Origin of the sequence: Pararhizobium capsulatum DSM 1112 (genome assembly GCF_030814475.1) — a bacterium.
Taxonomy (GTDB): domain Bacteria; phylum Pseudomonadota; class Alphaproteobacteria; order Rhizobiales; family Rhizobiaceae; genus Pararhizobium; species Pararhizobium capsulatum.
This window is the reverse complement of sequence record NZ_JAUSVF010000001.1, coordinates 933,358-951,169: the sequence shown is the minus strand read 5'-3', so window position 1 is coordinate 951,169 and position 17,812 is coordinate 933,358. Positions and strand designations below refer to the sequence as shown.

Sequence of the window (17,812 nt, the reverse complement as noted above, 5' to 3'; positions counted from 1 at the left end):
ATGGTGAGCTGGAAGCGTTCGCGAAGCGTCGGGATCGCAGCTCGCGTCAGGGAAGAGCGATGCTGATGAAGCCACAACGCGGCGGCATGGACTCCGTCTTGGCGGTTTGCAAAGCCTACGCTAACGCATTGATTTAACTTAAGTGGAATTTCGTGTGATTTGCAGAAATCCGCTTCCGAACCAACAAACCGCGACTGCCTACGAATCTGGGGGTCAGGAGTTCGAATCTCTTCGGGTGCGCCATTTCTTTCAATAGTTTAGAACGCAGGCGAGAGCCTCTTCATACGCCCTAAGCTTCTGCTGCGCGGGCTCATCTGGCCTATTGAAGCTTGATGTGAACCGCTTGAAGCAACAGACATCGAGTGCGGCCGCTGCCGCACCCGTTGAAACATTGGCTTTCGGTTGCATTCAACACAGGCCGCCTGGCGTGATCATCGCCGGGCACCCTTGTTGACACGGTGCCGTGAGCACGTTCCGTCAATATCACGTAACGTATCCCGCGCCGCTGCTGTTAGCTTTCCTAGAGTTTGTCAGGGACAAGTGGAAACCGGTTTTCCCGAAAAAACAAACGGAAACAAAAGAATCTAGAGGATGTCTGGTCCAATCTGAACCAGACATCCTCTAGCAGTCGTAAACATCGGCGGCACAACGCCGTGTGGTTCGCCGGGCAACGCCGGCTACGCTGACCGGGGTCAGGGGCCGGCCGACTCTGGCAACGGCATCCGGGGCAAGCATGGGGATCGAAAGGGACGGAATATCCCTCGAAAGATCGCCCACACCCAGCAACGCGGCCCAGACGAGGGCAATGATTCCTATGCGCTTGAAGAGGGTCATTTCTTGTCTCCTACCATGAAGTTTTCTGGCAAATCACCCAGATTGTGCTTGAGATCGCTCACATCGATCTTTTCGGCATTGGTCGTGTTCTTGAAGCCGAAATCACCCGGTGCGACAGCATCTCCGGATTTCCAGTTGCTGATCTGAACACTGTATTCCGGCCCGCCTTTGACCTGACTGGAGGTTATGACCAGCCTGCAGGGATAGGGTTGTGCGCCCTGTGCTACCCAGATCTGAAAGTCCACGTCGTCCTTTCGGAAGGCAAGGGAATCACACTCGGTACCATTGACGACGCCACTTCCGAGATCTTTCGAATCATAGACCCCCTTCATCAGCTCGTCATAGGCCGTGGTCATCAACAGATCCGCCGCCGGCAACGGCAATCCATACTTGTCCTTCAGTTCGTCAATCAGATGATCCACCGTGCCGGGGATTTCGACCTGCGTATATTTGTTGACGTTCTTTCCCAGGAGCGTCAGCGTTTTGCCGTCGAACAAGGCCTCGCTATCGACAAAGCCGCCGGAGCGGGACGTGTGCACCTTGTCGGGTCGGTTGAGAACCACGGTCCCCGAGCTTGCGAGCCCAAGCTTCTGGTCGCTGTTGGTGACGACCTGGAGGTTGGAATCATAGGAGAACGACATGGCCTTTTGCCCTGCCAGGTAATCCGTCATGGCCTTCAGCAGCTTCTTGGCTTCAGCCGAGTCCGTCGTCCTTACGAGCTCCACCCGCCGGTTGAGCGCTCTTCCGGCACCGCTGTCATTGCTGGCGACAGGCATCGTCTGCCCGACACCTCCAGCCTGCAACCTGCCGGCATCGATCCCCCGCCCGACAAGAGCCGCCTTGATAGCTTCCGCGCGAGCGAGCGATAGTTTCTGGTTGGTTTCTGCATTGCCGCTCGTATCGGTGTGGCCGACAATCCTCAGGCCCCATTCAGGGAAATTCTTGAGAGCTGTCGCGATGTCATCGAGGATCGCTTCCGTGCCGGGTCTCAAGGTCGAGGTGGAGATGTCGAAGCGCAGGCCGTGGATGTCGTACCGTTCCCGCGTTTCCAGCGCCTGCTGCATCGCCTCTCGGCTGTATTTGGTCTGCATGTCCTGGGCCCAGGAAGACGTACTTGCGATCGCCAGCAAGGCAACCGTTGCAAACATACGTCCAGCCATCCTGCGGTTCCGCGATGCGGCTCCGCCGCGATCCTGGTGGGTGCCAGTGTGTCCTGTCGCTTCAAATATCGTGATCGGTTTGCTTAACATCAGATTGGTCCTTTTGGCTGATGCGTGAATTTTCCAATCAGTCAGTGCTTGTCATCAGAAAAATACCCCCTTTGGCTGTGGTTTAACTCTGCGTTGGCCGTCTGCGACCACGATTTGCGGCTATGATCCAGCGACGAGCCCAACGATCACTGTTCCCCAGGTTGTCAGCAAAATGTGGCCAATTGGCACGGCCGGTGTAAATCCGAGCACGGCGACCGTGCTTCCGGATCGATCCTGAACTGCTGCCATTCCGGCTGTCATTGTCTGGGCGCCGGCCAGCCCTCCAAGGAGCAGAAGAGGGTTCATCCCGAGTACGTAGCGTCCAAAATAAAGTCCGACGATCATGGGGACGGCTGTCACGATCATGCCACCGAACAGAAGGCCGACGCCCGCCTCAGCGATGGCCGAAACGAAGACAGGCCCGGCATGCAGGCCTGTCATTGCGACGAAGGCGGCAAGCCCGAGCGCCGTCATCAGCGAGACGGCGGCATCCGGTATGCTGCCAAACAGGGGAAAGCGCGTGCGCAGATGCCCCACCATCAATCCCGCCAGCAGTGTCCCCACGCTGGTGCTCAGGGAGATCCGCATGTCTCCAATCGGAAAGGTGACGAGAACGCCAACAAGTCCGCCAAGAAATATCGCCAGCCCGAGCACGAAGAAATCCGTCGTCGTCGCTGGCGCCACGACCACTCCGATCTGCTTGCCCGCAGCCGCGACAACCGGTTCCGGCCCGACCACCCGCAAGATGTCACCGCGCTCCACCGCAATTCCCGGTGCGATGGGGATGTCCTGGCCCCCGCGCGACAGGGCGCGCAGATAGAGACTGCGTGTCCAGCCCTCCTTGGCCACATCCTCGATGCTGCGCCCCTTGAGCGCGCGGCTTGTCAGCAGGATGTCAGCGACCGATACAGGTACATCGAGCAGTTCGCGGTCCTCGACCTCCTCGCTGCGGGGTCCAAGGACGGTTACCAGCGTTTCCCGCGTTCCGGATACGGCAACGACATCTCCCGGGGTGATCACCATCGCCGGAGTCGCTTCAAGGATCGTGCCGTCTCGTCGCAGGCGCTGGATGAAAAGCCTGTATTGAGGGAATGTCGCCTCCGCGTCCAGAACGGACATGCCGACGATCGGCGCATTTTCCGCGATCCGATAGGCGCGAATTTCGAACCTGTGCCAGGCCGAGGAGACCCCGGCTCGCGTTCGGGTAATCCCGTATTCCTTTTCCAGTTTCAGTCCTTCGGCAACCAGATCGACACCGAGCAGCCAGGGGCCGACGACGCTGCAGAACAGGATGACGCCAGCCGCGCCGAAGACGTAACAAACAGCGTCAGCCACGGCGACATGGGCCACGAACATCGCACGGTCGGCGTCGGGCAATGGCAGTGCGTTGATCGCCTCCGTCGCCGTTCCCATGGCCGGACTTTCGGTCAGGGCGCCGGACAGAAGCCCGGCCGCAAAGCCGGGATCGAGGCCAAGGATCTTGGCGACCGCGAATGCTGTCAAAAGCCCAGTCACGCAGACGACAACGGCGAGGAGCACGGGTTTCATTCCATCCCGTTTCAGCGCCTGCAGAAACTGCGGCCCGACCGAATAGCCGATCCCGAATAGGAACAGAAGGAACAGGAAGGATTTCGCCATGCCGGCAACTGGCACATGGGCCAACTGTCCGATCAGAATGCCGGCGAACAGCGAACCGGTGACCGGACCGAGGCCGAACCCCCGGAATTTGACGGACCCGATCAGGTATCCGATGCTGATCGCAAGGAATACGGCAAACTCGGGATATTTGACCAGAAATTGCTCGAACCAAACCATGATCAGACTAGTTCCCCTCTCGCCTCGCATCGAGGCCTGGCCACATTGATCGCCACCCCGGACATTCATGCCAAAACGGGCAAGCCGGAAAATCACACCGGTGGAGCGATCGAGCGCCGTGGCATACCGCGGCGCTCCCCGCCTCCCGATTATCGTTTCAGCTTGGCCGCGACAGCGTCCGGTTTGACCAGTTTCAGCCCTCGCGCCTTCTCGTAACCGTGGATTTCCTTCACATCCAACTTGCGCATGAAGTCGATCGTCTCCTGCGTCAGCACCTGGCCCGGCACCATGATCGGGAAGCCCGGCGGATAGGGAATGACGAAGTTGGCCGAAACCATGTCCGGCCCTTCCGCCAAACGGCGATCGCATTCGGCTCCAATCAGCGGCACGTATTCGCACACCGAAGCGTCATAGGCGTTGAAGAAGGCGGTGCGGATATCGCCTTCCGGCGTCATTTTCCCTGCGTCGCTGCGGAACACCTCGTGGAAGTGACTGAAGTTCGGCAGATCCGGCACATCGGTCATCAGCGATTTTACACGCGCGGCGAAAGCGGTGCGCTCGCCCTCCCCGCCATCGGCCAGACGCTTGTCGATGCCATGGCATATCTCGACCAGGACACGAATGAGATGGGCGACATCGCTGCGCGTATTGTTGATGTTCGACTGCAGCAGCACGCTGTTGCGTGAAGTCTTGTTCAGCTGGATGTCGTATTCATTCGCCAGCAACCCCTTGAATTGCGTTCCGTCGAAACCGGCGGTACCGCAAACCAGTGTCATGCGGGTGGGGTCGAGATAGAATTCGTCTTCCTGCATTGCCTTGACTGCCGTGGCCCAGGTCGAGCCCGGCGCCAGATAGTCCTTGAAGCCGGACTGCCGATAGGCCTCGGGTATCATGTCATCCGCTCCGAGCACGCGGAAGTATTTCGAGATCAGCGGGTGTTCATTGATCGCCTGGCGGATCTTGAGCGCGATCTCGATCGCGTTCATCACCAGGCCATAACCATCGAGTTCCATCTGCCGCCGCGCGACGTCGAGGCTCGCGATCAGCTGCTGGTTCGGGCTAGTCGAGGCATGGGTGAAGACGGCCTCGTGAAACTGGGCTTCAACGGTGTGGAAGTCTACGTCCTTGACCAGCAACATCGAGCCCTGCCGGATCGCCGACATCGACTTGTGCGTGGAGTTGGTCTGGTAGACACGAAGGCGGACGGCCCGTGGATCGGGGATCAGGCGCGCGGCCATGAGTTCGTCATCGGAAGGACTGTCTCCGAGCTCGGCCTGCTGCTCATCATAGGCCTTGATGGACGCAGGATCCCGCAACCATTCCTCCAGATCCCCGGCGGCACCCATGGCCGTGCGCGGACGCAGGAACGGCGAGAACCGGGCGAAACCGGACCATGCCTCGTCCCACAGAAAGATGAGGTCCGGCTTGATGGCGAGGCACTCCTCCATCACCCGCCGGACATTGTACATGTGCCCGTCGAAGGTGCAGTTGGTGAGGTCAAGCAGTTTCAGCCGATCGAGGCGTCCTTCCGCTCTCAGCGCCAGCAACGCACGCTTGATGGTCGCGAGCGGGACCGCGCCGTACATCGAATATTCCGTCATCGGGAAGGCTTCGACATAGTAGGGCTGCGCGCCGGTCAACACCATGCCGTAGTGATGCGACTTGTGGCAGTTGCGATCGACGACGGCGATGTCGCCGGGCGCCAGAAGGGCCTGAACCGCCATCTTGTTGGATGTGGAGGTGCCGTTCGTCACGAAGAAGACGTGGTCGGCGCCAAAGGCACGGGCGGCCATCTCCTGCGACCGCTTGATGGTGCCTGTCGGTTCCAGAAGACTATCGAGACCACCCGTCGTCGCGCTGCTTTCCGCGAGGAACAGGTTGAGGCCGTAGAATTCGCCCATGTCGCGTATCCAGTCGGACTTGAACACCGACTTGCCGCGGGCGATGGGCAGGGCGTGAAATGTCCCGATCGGCCGGCGCGCATATTTCTTCAGATTGTCGAAGAACGGTGTTTCAAAACGCGCCTGCACGCCTTCGAGGATGGCGAGGTGCATCTCAAGCGGCTCCTCGACCGCATAGAACACGCGCCGCACGGCGTCGGCTGCCGGATCGCCGGCAATTTTCTCCACCTGGCGGTCGGAGAGCAGATAGACGTCAAGTTCGGGCCTGATCCGCTTCAAGGAGCGCGCGAGGCGAAGTGCCGACATGTCAGGCCCTTCTTTTTCGCCAAGCGGATCGAGCACGGAGCGAAGCACCGGTGCATCATGGCGCGAGCGGTAGGGGAACCCTTCGGCGAGGACCACCGAAATAATGTCCGGGTTGAGAGCCGCGGCGCACAACGCATCTTCGAAGGAGCCCACCAGGATCGGCTCGTAGATGAAGGCATCCTCCGGTCGGCGCAGCCTGCGGATTTCCGCGGCAAAAGCCGCCCATCGCGCCGCCGGCTGGCTGTTGACGAACAGAACTTCGAAATAAGGGCGGCGCGCGCTCGTTTCACCGGTCCCGGGAGGCATGATATCAGCCACCTCGTTCGCCGACATCTCCTCGTGGACGTCCCACTCGCCCGGGCGCCCACGATAGGCATGGGTGAGCAAGCCATTGGAAATCCGCCGCGCAAGCTTTGCGGCCCCGCCTGCATCGTTGGTGGCGATGCGTTCTCCCAGCGCCGTGAGCAACCGTGCTCCCGGATAGGCATGATATTCCTCTGCCGGCGCCAACGCCGAGAGCGCGGCCTCGAGCGGGGCGCGCTCGCCGCGGCCGGCCGCCCAGGCATCGGCAAGCGACGTGATCTCGCGCCAGTTGTCGGCGCGACCCGAATGGATGAGCAAAAATTGATCGACACGTGTGGTGTTGGTAGCCATTGGCCCCTCCCAATTCCGTTCTGATTGAGTGCCGTCCGCTGCCCACCATCAGGATCGGGCTGCGTCGGCAATTCGAATCTAAGTGACTGTGTGGTTTGATCTGCTCCTCACGCCGAAGAGCATCGGCGTGAGGCGTTCCTGATCTTCGCGTCCAAGCAAGGCGTGTTCGCGCGAAACTGCCGCGCATGTTCGCGCAACAGGCATTGAGAATGCTGGACCGGCATCAACCGCTCCAAGGCTTGGAAGCCGAGCCTCCGCCCTGGAAAGCGGTCAGGTCATCATCATCACGAGAACCATGCCCCAGATCGTCAGGAGCGTGTTTCCAACGGCGTAGGTCACTGTGTAGCCAAGCCCCGGTATCTGGCTCTTGGCGCGGTCGTTGATCATGCCGAGCGATGCTGTGGTCGTGCGCGCACCGGAGCAGCATCCCAGCAGAATGGCCGGGTGGAAGCGAAAGACGTATTTGCCAACATACATGGCCAGCACCAGCGGCACGGTCGTCGCAAATATGCCCCAAAGGAACAGGCTGAAGCCGAGCTGCTGCAGGCCCGCAACAAAGCCCGGTCCGGACGAGATGCCGACCACGGCAATGAAGATATTAAGGCCAACCGAATTCATGAACCAGACGGTCGGTGACGGAATTCGACCGAATTTCGGTCGCACGGAGCGCAGCCAGCCGAAGAACAGCCCGGCAATCAGCGCGCCACCCGAGGTCGACAGAGTGAAGGGCACATCGCCGACTTTATAGACCAGCGCTCCGATCAGCGCGCCGATGGTGATCGCCGCGCCAATGAACGCAACATCGGCAACGTCGGTCTGACGGTCCGGCACACCGAGAGCGTTGGCGGCAGCAGTCGTATCCTGCGTTCTCCCGACGATGGTCAGGACATCGCCGCGATGTATCTGTGTGTTCGGAAGGATGGGAATTTCCGTCGCCGTGGCACCACGGGCGATCCGGCGCAGGAAAACACCGCGAGCCGTCGGCCATTGCGCCAGTTCCGCCAGCGTCTTGCCATCGGCCTTCTTGTCCGTGACGAGAACATCAACCCCTTCCGTCGGTACCGCGAGCAACTCGCGATCATCGATTTCTTCCGCGGCATGGCCGATCAGGCTCACCAGCACATCGCGGCGCCCGGCCACGGCAACGATGTCGCCGGCCTGTATCACTGTGTCTGCTGTCGCGTCCTCAACTTGGCCGTTGCGACGGATACGCTCCACAAACACGCGCTGTTCAGGGATCATGGCCTCCGCCTCACGCGCCGTCTTTCCGACGACCGGCCCACCCTCCCGAACACGATAAGCACGCAGTTCGTAATGATGCCAGGCGGTGCCGGCACCACCCACTTCCTTCTTGCCGCCGTGCTCTTCCTCATAGCGTTTGCATTCCGCCTCCAGGTCGATACCGAGAAGCGCGGGACCAAACAGAGCCAGGACGATGGCCGATCCGACCGTGCCAAAAATGTAGGTAACGGCATAGGCCACCGGCATCGCATCAAGCAGCCGCTTGGCATCCTCAGGAGGCAATCCCAGACGATTGATCGCGTCGGTTCCCAGCCCCATTGACGCCGAAATCGTCTGCGAACCGGCATAAAGCCCGATCGCGGATCCGACATCGTAGCCGGCGATTTTTGCCGCAATATAGGGAGCGCCGAGGCAGAAGAGGCACACAACCACAGCGAACAAGGCCTGCGGAATGCCGTCCCTGGCGATGCCGCGCACAAATTGCGGCCCGACACCGTAGCCGACCGCAAACAGGAACATCAGAAAGAACGTCGCCTTGAGCGGCGGCGAAATCGTGATCCCGAGCTGTCCGATGATGACAGCCGCAATCAGGGTGGCGGTCACTGCACCGAGACCCAGCCCCTTGTAGGTAAACGAGCCGAAATAGTAGCCCAGCGCCAGAGACAAAAAGATTGCAATTTCAGGATAGCTGCGAAGCGTATTGGCAAACCAGTCAAGCATAGTTTCCCCCTATTGCTCGAACTCGGGTATCGAATTTTATCGAATGCACGTCGCTAATGCCGCGAGAATACACCGTTGTTACTTCGATTCAAGACGGCATTTTCGCACAAAAAAATGCTGCATTGCACGACATTGAAGCGGACGAAAACTGTCGGAAAATACCTGATCGCCCGATCTTTTTGTCACGCCCCTGTCACATTTGGCAACACGGAGTGGTTGAACCACCCGTGACGGCGCTGTAGTTCCCGCGGCCATTTCACGCCGCTGGAACGAACGGGACCTCAAAGGCTTCGCCTGGCCGCATCGGGCGAAAACGATCGCTGGCTATCCCGCGCGCGTCCAATGCCGCGTGAAGCGCCTCGATCGGTTGCTCGATACCTTCATTGGTCAACTTGACCGTCCCCCAATGATGCCCCGCAACGAAGGCCGCGTCGCAAAGCTGCATCCCCTTGACTGCCTCCTCCGGGTTCTGGTGCTGGGCTCTCATGAACCAGCGCGGCTCGTACGCGCCGAACGGCAGGTTCGCCAGACGGAAGCCGCCATGCTTTTCCCTTGCTGCCCGATAGTTGATCCCTTTGTGGAAACCCGTATCCCCGACGTGATAAATATTGCCATCCGGCGTCGCCACGACAAAGGCAGCCCATAGTGCCATCCGGCGATCGCCAAGCCCCCGCGCCGACCAATGATGGCAGGGTTCGCAGTGAAGAGTTACTCCGGGCGCAATGGAGTGTTGTTCACCCCAATCCATTTCGGTGATCCGCGCGGTGGACACGCGCGACCGGATGATGGCGGCGTTACCCAAAGGGGTTATCACGGGCGGCTCTTCCAGCTGCTGCAGCGCATGCAATGTTGCGAGATCGAGATGGTCATAGTGATTGTGGGTCACAAGCACGACGTCGATCGGGGGCAGGTCACTCATTCGGATGCCGGGAGGATTGACGCGCGTTGGCCCCGCCCAGGAAAATGGGCTGGTACGTTCCGACCAGACCGGGTCTGTGAGGATGTTTAGACCAGCGACCTGAATCAGCATCGATGCATGGCCGACCATGGTGACAACCAGTCGACCTCCCGAAACCCGGCCTTCCGGCACGGCCGGGGGGAAAGGGCTCGCAAAGGCCCTTGGCCAGGGCACGTTCCCTTTCCCGAGTTTCCAGCGGATCAGGCTCAGCGCGCTAGCCGGCTCTTCACCATCCGGGTTGAAGAAGCGAGTGCCGTCAAAATGATCAGAAACAGGCCCGGAATAGTATCTGTTGGCAGCCATTGCGTTCCTAGAGCCTTTCCGGGTTAGATTGAAGCATTCTGTTGGCTCAAACGGGATCGGATGGTCGCCCGGCCGGCGCCTGTCGTAGCCCAACTCTACGGCCAGGCCGGCCGGGCGATCAGACAGCCCGTTTCAGCCAAACCGAAGGGCCGGCCATTTTTCCGCCTGGATCAGAGGCGATCGGCTCGAACGTACCGCAAGGTATGCCCTTCGCCAATCGCCTCTGCCCGACCGAAAACCTGCTCCGACAGAATGCTTCAATCTAACCCGGAAAGGCTCTAGTCTTGGTTAATCCGCCTAAGCGGAACCATCGTTTCAAGAACGAGCCACCTTAAAAATTCCAACGCTAAAGACGGGCGGTTACCTTGAAACACGGCAAACGACGTGATCACGCAATGATGCATCCTGCGCCGTCAGCGGTTGGATGCTGGCGGCGGTTAAGGGGATACGCACTGACGGCGTGAGCCGTAATACGGCTGGTACGTGTTGTCAGACGCACGATACGAACGATAGCGATTGTAGCACCATTGCTCATGCGACCCGCCATAGGCGCTTTGATTATAGTAACGTGGCTGGGCATTCAGCACACTGCCGAGAAGAGCTCCCGCAGCGAGCCCGCCGATAATCACGCCGGCGTAGTTATCACCATGCCAACCATAGTCGTGATCATAATAATGGTGGCCATAGCTGCCATAGCGGTCGTTCCGCCATCCATTGTTCCGCCATCCGTTGTTGCCATTGTAGCGGCGCATGTAATGACGGTCCCGGACTTCCTGCACGCCTTGCATTTCTGCCTGCGGCGCCGAAACGGATGGTACGACGGGGAAGGCCTGGGCTGGTGCAACTCCGGTCACCGTTGTCGCCAGAGCAGCGAACACGATAACAAACCTCTTCATGACGAAATCCTCCTGCGGCCAATCATCTGGCTATGTGCAGGGTTAACCCGCGACGGGCCTATCGGGTCCATCACGGGTTCGTCATCGGCGGCTAACGTCGCTAAAAAACGAACGCTAAGCCGCGTAGATTTTCTCTGCCTCGCCCTTGAGCCACGCGATCATCGCACGGTAGGGCCCGGGACCATAGCTGACACGCGCCACACCGCAGGCAGCAAGTTCCGAAACGGTCGGCGCGCCGGGCTTCATCATGATATTGACCGGCAAGGGGCTGGCAGCACACAGTTGAGAGATAAGGGCCGTGTCCGCCAGCCACGGGGCGAAGAAGCCGCTTGCCCCCGCCTCGGCGAAGGCATGCGCCCTTTCGATCGCTTGGTCGAGCAAAGCCGCATGCTTGCTTCCGTCCGATTCCTTCAGAAAGAGATCCGTGCGGGCATTGATGAAAAATGGCAGACCACGATCCTCGGCCGCCGCACGAATGGCGCGGATGCGAGCGGTCTGGCTTTCGATCGAATAGAGCCCCTCACCTCCGACAACCTGGTCTTCGAAATTGATGCCGACGGCACCGAGATCCATCAGCAAGGCAGCATTGGCAGCAGCCTGCGAGGGGTCCTCGGAATAGGCGCCCTCGAAATCGATGCTGACCGGCAGATCGATCGAGGCGACGATCGAACGGGCGACGACGACAAGCACCTCGAGCGGCAAGGCTTCGCCATCGCCATAACCGTTGGCGGCTGCAACCGACCAGCTTCCCGTCGCAAGCGCCTTTGCACCCGCGGCGGCAACGGCGCCGGCCGTTCCAGCATCCCAGACGTTATAGAGAACGAGCGGGTTGCCCTTGCGATGCAACGCGTGAAAGGCTTTTGTCTTTTCGATCTGGTTCATGATCTCTCCTCAGCAAACAATCCGACAGGTCTCATCTTGCCCTCATGACGCAGCAGCCATTGCTTGCGCCACAGCCCGCCACCATAACCCGTCAGCGATCCGTCCGAGCCGATGCAGCGGTGGCAGGGGATGATAATGGCAATGCGGTTTGTCCCGTTGGCCTTGGCAACCGCACGCACCGCCTGGAGCGTATCGACCTCGCGCGCAATATCGCCGTAGGAGCGGGTCTCGCCCAAGGGAATTTCCAGAAGTTTCGCCCAGACGCTGCGTTCAAAGGCACTGCCATCGAGCGCCAGCGGTGTCTTGAACACGCCGCTTTCGCCGGCAAAATAGGCTTTCAGCTCGGCATCGATCTGCTCTATCGGCGCACTTCTCCCTGCAACCACGGCCGAACGGGTCTTGCGCTTCAGGCTTTCCATCTCCGAGGGCAAGGCTTTCCTGTCGTGGAATTCGAGCAGGTGCAGGTGTGTCTGATCGCCCACCGCGAGCATCGGCCCGAGCGGCGTTTCCATCCAGGCGGCCACGAGAATTTCCCGACCCTGTGCCGTCACAGGAGCTTCTCCGATCAATCGTGCAAAGGCGGCGCGAAAGCCGCTTGCAGAATCATAGCCCGCCTCCAGCTGCGCATCAATGACACGGCCGCCGTCGGCAAGGTGGCGCGCGGCCGAACCGATCCGCCGCTGGCGGGCGAGATCGAGAAAGGTAATACCAAGATGACGCTTGAAGGCGCGGCGTACCGTCGAGGGATCATAACCCCGCCGCGAAATATCCGTCTCCGTCCAGCGTCGCTCAGGCTCGGCATCGAGCGCCTGCATCAGCGCATCGACGGTCTCGTCCTTGCCACCAACGGCTTCCATCGGGTGGCAACGCCGGCAGGGGCGAAAACCGGCATTGAGACATGTTCCGACCGAACTCGCAAAGAAGGTATTTTCCTTCTTCGGCTTACGGGCCGGGCAGGTCAGCCGGCAGAAGATGCCGGTGGTGCGGACGCAGACGAAGGCAGCCCCTTCATATTCGGGGCTGCGCGCCACAAGCGCGTCATAGAGAATTTCATCGGAGGGAAGGTCAAACAGCATGCCGTTCTTTTATCACCGGACGCATGCTTCCGCCGCTGATTTTCGGGCGTCTATTTTTTGGTTCGAGGCTGCTTATTTCCACATGAGCAGCAACAGAATGCCGGTGACGATCAGAAGGCAGCCCGCTGCCTCCATCCGGCTGATGCGCTCGCGGAACAGAAAGATCGACGCCATGAAGGTGAAGACGAGTTCGATCTGGCCCAGTGCCCGCACATAGGCCACCTGCTGAAGCGCCATGGCCGTGAACCAGCAGGCCGAGCCGGTGACGCCGGCAATGCCGACGAGCGAGGACGAACGCCAGGACCGAAGCACCTGGCCGATTTCCCTTTTGTCCTTGATCAGCATCCACACCAGCATGAAGGCCGTCTGGAAACTGGTGACGCAGGCAAGCGTCACGGCTGCCTGCATGACCGGGTTGGGCCCACCGAGCGACAGTGCCGCTGAACGGTAAGCGACCGCGGAGATACCAAAGACCGCACCGGAGGCGATGCCGATCAGCGCAGTCCGTCCGGTCATGGCAATAAAGAGATTGCGCCAGGAGAGCGGCAGCCGCGCCATCGAGATCATCATCACCCCGATGACCCCGACGATGATTGCGGCGATCGCGCCGGGCGTCAGCCGTTCGCCGAGCAGGATCAGTCCGAAGATCGCCGCCTGTACCGGCTCTGTCTTGGAGTAAGCGGTGCCGACGGCAAAATTGCGCAACGAAAACAGATAGACCAGCATCATCGTCGCGAAGATCTGCGACAACCCGCCGACAAGAGCCCAGAACCAGAAGGTGCCGTTGAGGTCAGGCAGACTGTAGCGGGCAAGAAAATGCAGGCCGAGCACATAGAGGATCGCCAGCGGAAAACCGTAGCCGAAGCGAACGAAACTCGCCCCCGTGGTGCCGAGCGACGTCTGCAGGTGTTTTTGCAGCGCCGACCGCAGGTTCTGGAGGAAGGCGGCTGCGATGGTGATGATGATCCAGGGTTCCATGCCTGCCGGCTATCATGGGTGTTTCAGGAAATCCACCGGCGGGCGGGCGATCGCCACGCAAATCCTTTTTGCTTCTGTCGCGCGGCGTGGCATAAGGCGCCCATGAAACAGCTCGACCGCCTGCCGACCAAAGCCGATTTCGCCCACGTCACCGACTGGGTGTTCGATCTCGACAACACGCTCTATCCGCATCACGTCAATCTGTTTTCCCAGATCGACCGCAACATGACGGCGTATGTCTCGGCGCTGCTGACGCTGGATCCGGTCGCTGCCAAGTCGCTGCAGAAGCAATATTACCGCGATCACGGCACCACCCTGCAGGGCCTGATGATCCATCACGGTATCGATCCCAATGACTTTCTGGAGAAGGCCCATTCCATCGACTATTCCGTCGTGCCGGCCGATCCCGCATTGGGCGAAGCGATCAAGGCCCTGCCGGGTCGCAAGTTCATCTTTACCAATGGCAGCGTACGCCATGCGGAAATGACCGCGCAGGCGCTCGGCATCCTCGAAAATTTCGACAACATCTTCGATATCGTCGCGGCTGACTATGTTCCGAAGCCGGCGGGCGACACTTACCACAAGTTCATGAAGCTGCACCGCGTGGATACACAACGCGCCACCATGTTCGAGGATCTGCCGCGCAACCTGCTAGTGCCGCGGGCGCTTGGCATGAAAACGGTGCTTCTCGTGCCGCGCAACATGGAATACGAATTTGCCGAAACCTGGGAAAGAAGCTCCGAAGAGGATGACCAGATCGATTACGTGACAGAAGATCTGACCGGATTCCTTCAGCGGCTGATTGGTTAGGAATAGCGGCCACGCAAAAGCCGCGCTTTCGCCAAATATCTGAATTACCAAAGTTTAACTGGTTCTGCCGGCGATCTCATCTATCTTTTCTTTCAGGGACGAACTCTGAAAGGACATGCCATGACAACCAAGTTATTCCTTCTCAGCGTCGTTGCCGCGACGATCGCGGTAACCAGCGCAGTCACGCCTAGCTTTGCGGCACGTCAGAAGCTGACGCCCGATCAGCGGGCGGAATGGATGATCAAGCGGCTCGACACCAACAAGGACGGCAAGGTCTCGCTCGACGAAGTGAAGGCCCGCACCGAAATCGCCTTCAAGTCGTTCAACACCGATGGCAACGGCCAGGTTTCGCACGACGAGATGAAGGCGAAGCGCCAGGCCTTCCGCGAAGCGCGCAAGGAATGGCGAAAAGCCGGAAAATCTGAAGAAGCCCGTGCCGAATTCCGCGAAAAGATGAAGGATATCCGCCCGGCCATGCTGCCCGGCATGCGCCCGAAGGCCTTCAAGCGCATCGACGCCGATAACGACGGTTCGCTGAGCCTTGCGGAAGTCACCGAACAGGCCGGCAAGATGTTCAAGCGCCGCGACACCAATGACGACGGCTTCATCGACGCTTCGGATTTCACCAAGAAGATTTGACCAAACGACGGGCCCGGCAGGAAATGCAGGGCTCGTCGCTTACAGCTGGTTCACATCCGACGAAGGATGCGCCCGGAAATCACCGGGCGCCGGAGGCCATCGGCACCGATGCCGGATCGACCTTCTCGTAGAAATCCGAGATGATCTTCCAGGCCTCGTCGGCCGTTTCGACAAACTGCACAAGATTGACGTCATCCGGCGCGATCGTACCGAACTCGGCAAGCGCATCGAAATTGATGATCGAGCGCCAGAACTTCTCCCCAAACAGGATCAGCGGCACCAGCGCCATGCGGCCCGTCTGCATCAGCGTCACGGTCTCAAAGAGCTCGTCCAAGGTACCAAAACCGCCCGGAAACACCGTAACCGCTTTAGCGCGCACGAGAAAATGCATCTTTCGGATCGCGAAATAGTGAAAATTGAAACTCAAGTCTGGCGTGACATAGCGGTTTGGCGCCTGCTCGTGCGGCAGCACGATGTTGAGACCGATCGACGGGGCACCGACTTCGCTTGCACCGCGATTACCTGCCTCCATCACGCCCGGCCCGCCGCCGGTGACGACCACGAACTCCTTGTAGTCGGACTGGGCGGAATGCTCCGAACACAAGCGGGCGAATTTGCGGGCTTCCTCGTAATAAACCGAGGCCGCCGTCAGGTTCTTGCGCTGGATGTCGTTCTTCGCCGCCCAGGCATCGCCGCCCGGCTCCGGGATGCGCGCTCCGCCAAACATGACAACAGTCGAGGTGATGCCGCGTTCGGCGAGCATCATTTCCGTCTTCAGAAGCTCCAGCTGCAGTCGCACCGGTCTCAGTTCCTCGCGGCTCAGGAAATCGTCGTCGACATAGGCGAGCCGATAGGATGGCGACATCGATTGCGGCGTCGGTGGCACGCTCGCCGCCCGGTGTTTGGTCTGCTGGCTATCGACAAGCGGATCCCAGACCCCGTCCTTGCGACGCAGATTGCGCTTCTTCATTCTTGCCATGCTGAACTTTCCCTGCCTCGCCGCAAACCTTCCATGGTCGCCGCGCACCCTTCTGGATGCCGCGATATCGCCTGTGCAAATCACCGGCGATCATTTCGCGACATAGAGCGCCGTCCGGAGCAGACCGCAACCGAAAAGCGCTTCAACTTTTCGGGATCATGCTCTACAGCATTTTCACGATATCCGCCGAAGCTTAAGGAATTCCGATGACAACCCAGGACCTGACCGCCCTTTCGCAGACCATTGAGACCGCGTTCGACAATCGCGACACGATCAGCACGTCCACCAGGGGCGAAGTCCGCGACGCCGTGGAAACTGCGCTCAATCTGCTCGATGCCGGCAAGGTTCGCGTTGCAGAGCGCGGCGGTGACGGCAACTGGACGGTTCATCAGTGGCTGAAGAAGGCCGTGTTGCTCTCCTTCCGCCTGAACGACATGGCAATCGTCGAAGGCGGTCCCGGCGGCTCGACATGGTGGGACAAGGTTCCTTCGAAGTTCGATGGCTGGGGCGAGAGCCGTTTTCGCGAGGCCGGTTTCCGCGCCGTGCCGAATGCCGTCGTGCGCCGCTCGGCCTACATCGCCCCGAACGCGATCCTGATGCCGTCCTTCGTCAATCTCGGCGCCTATGTCGGCGAAGGCACGATGGTCGATACCTGGGCAACCGTCGGCTCCTGCGCCCAGATCGGCAAGCACGTCCACCTCTCGGGCGGTGTCGGTATCGGCGGCGTCCTGGAGCCGCTGCAGGCCGGCCCGACGATCATCGAGGACAATTGCTTCATCGGCGCCCGCTCGGAAGTGGTCGAAGGCTGCATCGTGCGTGAAGGTTCCGTGCTCGGCATGGGCGTGTTCATCGGCAAGTCGACCAAGATCGTCGACCGCGCCACTGGCGAGATCACCTATGGCGAAGTGCCGCCCTACTCCGTTGTAGTCGCGGGCTCGCTTGCTTCCGGCAACACCATGGGCAATGGCCAGCCGGCCCCGAACCTCTACTGCGCCGTCATCGTCAAGCGCGTCGACGAAAAGACCCGCTCGAAGACCGGCATCAACGAACTTCTCCGGGATTAGCAGGATGGCAGCCGCGGCATCGGAAAAGTCCATGCAGTGGCTGTTTTTCAGCCCCTCCGGCCGGATCAGCCGCCAACCCTATATTCTGGGCTGGCTGTTCTGGCTGGTGATCCTCAGCTTTGCCATGGCGCGGATCCTGGCGAATGAAAACAACCAGGGCGCATTGATGATCTGGTTGGTGCTGAGCGTTATCGTCGGCGTTGCCGCCACGGCATCCACCTTCCTGATCACCATCAAGCGGCTGCACGATATCGGGCAGTCGGGCATGCTGGCGCTTTTTATCTTCCTGCCGGTGGTCAGCCCGTTGATGTTCCTTGCACTCTGTTTCTGGCCGGGACAGGCGGAGGCAAACGAATATGGCGCCCGCACGAACGAACCTTCCGGAACGCTCTGAGCTTTTTTGCTTTTCGCATTTCTTCCTTACGGCAGCGACGGCAATTTGTCCCAGGCATGGATAAGGGCAGAACGCCTGCAGGACGGTGACAGGCCGACGGGGATGGGCTAA

General features: G+C 60.0%; 15 protein-coding genes. 4 read left to right on the top strand and 11 right to left on the bottom strand.

Translation table 11 applies throughout. The features are described 5' to 3' along the window. Window positions 1-621: 621 nt before the first annotated feature. The 10 genes from QO002_RS04460 to QO002_RS04415 form a co-directional block, all read right to left on the bottom strand. Window positions 622-834: a hypothetical protein gene (locus QO002_RS04460; protein ID WP_307227086.1), complete on the bottom strand. Its 213-nt coding sequence runs from the start codon at window positions 832-834 to the stop codon at window positions 622-624. After that, on the bottom strand, window positions 831-1,994 hold the full coding sequence (locus QO002_RS04455; RefSeq protein ID WP_370878451.1) for a DUF2092 domain-containing protein: 1,164 nt from the start codon (window positions 1,992-1,994) through the stop codon (window positions 831-833). The genes QO002_RS04460 and QO002_RS04455 overlap by 4 nt, the downstream gene beginning before the upstream one ends. A 210-nt stretch (window positions 1,995-2,204) precedes the next feature. After that, window positions 2,205-3,899 (bottom strand): aspartate-alanine antiporter, encoded by a 1,695-nt coding sequence (gene aspT, locus QO002_RS04450; RefSeq protein ID WP_307227084.1) that lies wholly within the window; start codon window positions 3,897-3,899, stop codon window positions 2,205-2,207. A 149-nt stretch (window positions 3,900-4,048) separates the two neighbouring features. Continuing rightward, on the bottom strand, window positions 4,049-6,760 hold the full coding sequence (locus QO002_RS04445; protein WP_307227082.1) for an aminotransferase class I/II-fold pyridoxal phosphate-dependent enzyme: 2,712 nt from the start codon (window positions 6,758-6,760) through the stop codon (window positions 4,049-4,051). 270 nt (window positions 6,761-7,030) lie between these two features. Further along, the gene (gene aspT, locus QO002_RS04440) at window positions 7,031-8,722 is read right to left on the bottom strand and encodes an aspartate-alanine antiporter (RefSeq protein WP_307227080.1); all 1,692 of its coding nucleotides are present in this window, start codon (window positions 8,720-8,722) and stop codon (window positions 7,031-7,033) included. Window positions 8,723-8,978: 256 nt separating this feature from the next. Then, complete coding sequence (locus tag QO002_RS04435; RefSeq protein ID WP_307227077.1) at window positions 8,979-9,983, bottom strand: MBL fold metallo-hydrolase; 1,005 nt, start codon at window positions 9,981-9,983, stop codon at window positions 8,979-8,981. Between the two features lie 437 nt (window positions 9,984-10,420). Next, window positions 10,421-10,879: a BA14K family protein gene (locus QO002_RS04430; protein ID WP_307227075.1), complete on the bottom strand. Its 459-nt coding sequence runs from the start codon at window positions 10,877-10,879 to the stop codon at window positions 10,421-10,423. 114 nt (window positions 10,880-10,993) lie between these two features. Next, window positions 10,994-11,761 carry an isocitrate lyase/PEP mutase family protein gene (locus QO002_RS04425; RefSeq protein WP_307227073.1) on the bottom strand — a complete coding sequence of 256 codons (768 nt, stop codon included), beginning with the start codon at window positions 11,759-11,761 and terminating at the stop codon, window positions 10,994-10,996. Continuing rightward, on the bottom strand, window positions 11,758-12,837 hold the full coding sequence (locus QO002_RS04420; RefSeq protein WP_307227072.1) for a bifunctional transcriptional activator/DNA repair enzyme AdaA: 1,080 nt from the start codon (window positions 12,835-12,837) through the stop codon (window positions 11,758-11,760). Before QO002_RS04420 ends, QO002_RS04425 begins: the two co-directional genes overlap by 4 nt. A gap of 72 nt (window positions 12,838-12,909) precedes the next feature. Beyond that, a complete protein-coding gene (locus QO002_RS04415) occupies window positions 12,910-13,815 on the bottom strand; it encodes a DMT family transporter (protein WP_307227070.1) in 906 nt (301 codons plus the stop codon). Window positions 13,816-13,917: 102 nt separating this feature from the next. Between QO002_RS04415 and QO002_RS04410 the strand changes: the two genes are divergently transcribed. Then, window positions 13,918-14,625 (top strand): pyrimidine 5'-nucleotidase, encoded by a 708-nt coding sequence (locus QO002_RS04410; protein WP_307227068.1) that lies wholly within the window; start codon window positions 13,918-13,920, stop codon window positions 14,623-14,625. 120 nt (window positions 14,626-14,745) lie between these two features. Beyond that, entirely contained in the window at window positions 14,746-15,264 is a 519-nt protein-coding gene (locus QO002_RS04405; RefSeq protein WP_307227066.1) for an EF-hand domain-containing protein, read from the top strand. A gap of 79 nt (window positions 15,265-15,343) precedes the next feature. On the opposite strand, the gene QO002_RS04400 is transcribed toward QO002_RS04405, so the two are convergent. Next, a complete protein-coding gene (locus tag QO002_RS04400) occupies window positions 15,344-16,243 on the bottom strand; it encodes an LOG family protein (RefSeq protein ID WP_307227064.1) in 900 nt (299 codons plus the stop codon). A 206-nt stretch (window positions 16,244-16,449) separates the two neighbouring features. Between QO002_RS04400 and dapD the strand changes: the two genes are divergently transcribed. Both dapD and QO002_RS04390 read left to right on the top strand, forming a co-directional pair. Next, on the top strand, window positions 16,450-17,307 hold the full coding sequence (gene dapD / locus QO002_RS04395) for a 2,3,4,5-tetrahydropyridine-2,6-dicarboxylate N-succinyltransferase (protein ID WP_307227062.1): 858 nt from the start codon (window positions 16,450-16,452) through the stop codon (window positions 17,305-17,307). Between the two features lie 4 nt (window positions 17,308-17,311). Next, on the top strand, window positions 17,312-17,701 hold the full coding sequence (locus QO002_RS04390) for a DUF805 domain-containing protein (RefSeq protein WP_307227060.1): 390 nt from the start codon (window positions 17,312-17,314) through the stop codon (window positions 17,699-17,701). Window positions 17,702-17,812 lie beyond the last annotated feature (111 nt).

What these genes read in the sequence shown, in the direction of transcription:
- QO002_RS04460 (WP_307227086.1), bottom strand. Translation starts at nt 834, where the DNA reads ATGACCCTCTTCAAGCGCATAGGAATCATTGCCCTCGTCTGGGCCGCG.
- QO002_RS04455 (WP_370878451.1), bottom strand. Translation starts at nt 1,994, where the DNA reads ATGGCTGGACGTATGTTTGCAACGGTTGCCTTGCTGGCGATCGCAAGT.
- aspT (WP_307227084.1), bottom strand. Translation starts at nt 3,899, where the DNA reads ATGGTTTGGTTCGAGCAATTTCTGGTCAAATATCCCGAGTTTGCCGTA.
- QO002_RS04445 (WP_307227082.1), bottom strand. Translation starts at nt 6,760, where the DNA reads ATGGCTACCAACACCACACGTGTCGATCAATTTTTGCTCATCCATTCG.
- aspT (WP_307227080.1), bottom strand. Translation starts at nt 8,722, where the DNA reads ATGCTTGACTGGTTTGCCAATACGCTTCGCAGCTATCCTGAAATTGCA.
- QO002_RS04435 (WP_307227077.1), bottom strand. Translation starts at nt 9,983, where the DNA reads ATGGCTGCCAACAGATACTATTCCGGGCCTGTTTCTGATCATTTTGAC.
- QO002_RS04430 (WP_307227075.1), bottom strand. Translation starts at nt 10,879, where the DNA reads ATGAAGAGGTTTGTTATCGTGTTCGCTGCTCTGGCGACAACGGTGACC.
- QO002_RS04425 (WP_307227073.1), bottom strand. Translation starts at nt 11,761, where the DNA reads ATGAACCAGATCGAAAAGACAAAAGCCTTTCACGCGTTGCATCGCAAG.
- QO002_RS04420 (WP_307227072.1), bottom strand. Translation starts at nt 12,837, where the DNA reads ATGCTGTTTGACCTTCCCTCCGATGAAATTCTCTATGACGCGCTTGTG.
- QO002_RS04415 (WP_307227070.1), bottom strand. Translation starts at nt 13,815, where the DNA reads ATGGAACCCTGGATCATCATCACCATCGCAGCCGCCTTCCTCCAGAAC.
- QO002_RS04410 (WP_307227068.1), top strand. Translation starts at nt 13,918, where the DNA reads ATGAAACAGCTCGACCGCCTGCCGACCAAAGCCGATTTCGCCCACGTC.
- QO002_RS04405 (WP_307227066.1), top strand. Translation starts at nt 14,746, where the DNA reads ATGACAACCAAGTTATTCCTTCTCAGCGTCGTTGCCGCGACGATCGCG.
- QO002_RS04400 (WP_307227064.1), bottom strand. Translation starts at nt 16,243, where the DNA reads ATGGCAAGAATGAAGAAGCGCAATCTGCGTCGCAAGGACGGGGTCTGG.
- dapD (WP_307227062.1), top strand. Translation starts at nt 16,450, where the DNA reads ATGACAACCCAGGACCTGACCGCCCTTTCGCAGACCATTGAGACCGCG.
- QO002_RS04390 (WP_307227060.1), top strand. Translation starts at nt 17,312, where the DNA reads ATGGCAGCCGCGGCATCGGAAAAGTCCATGCAGTGGCTGTTTTTCAGC.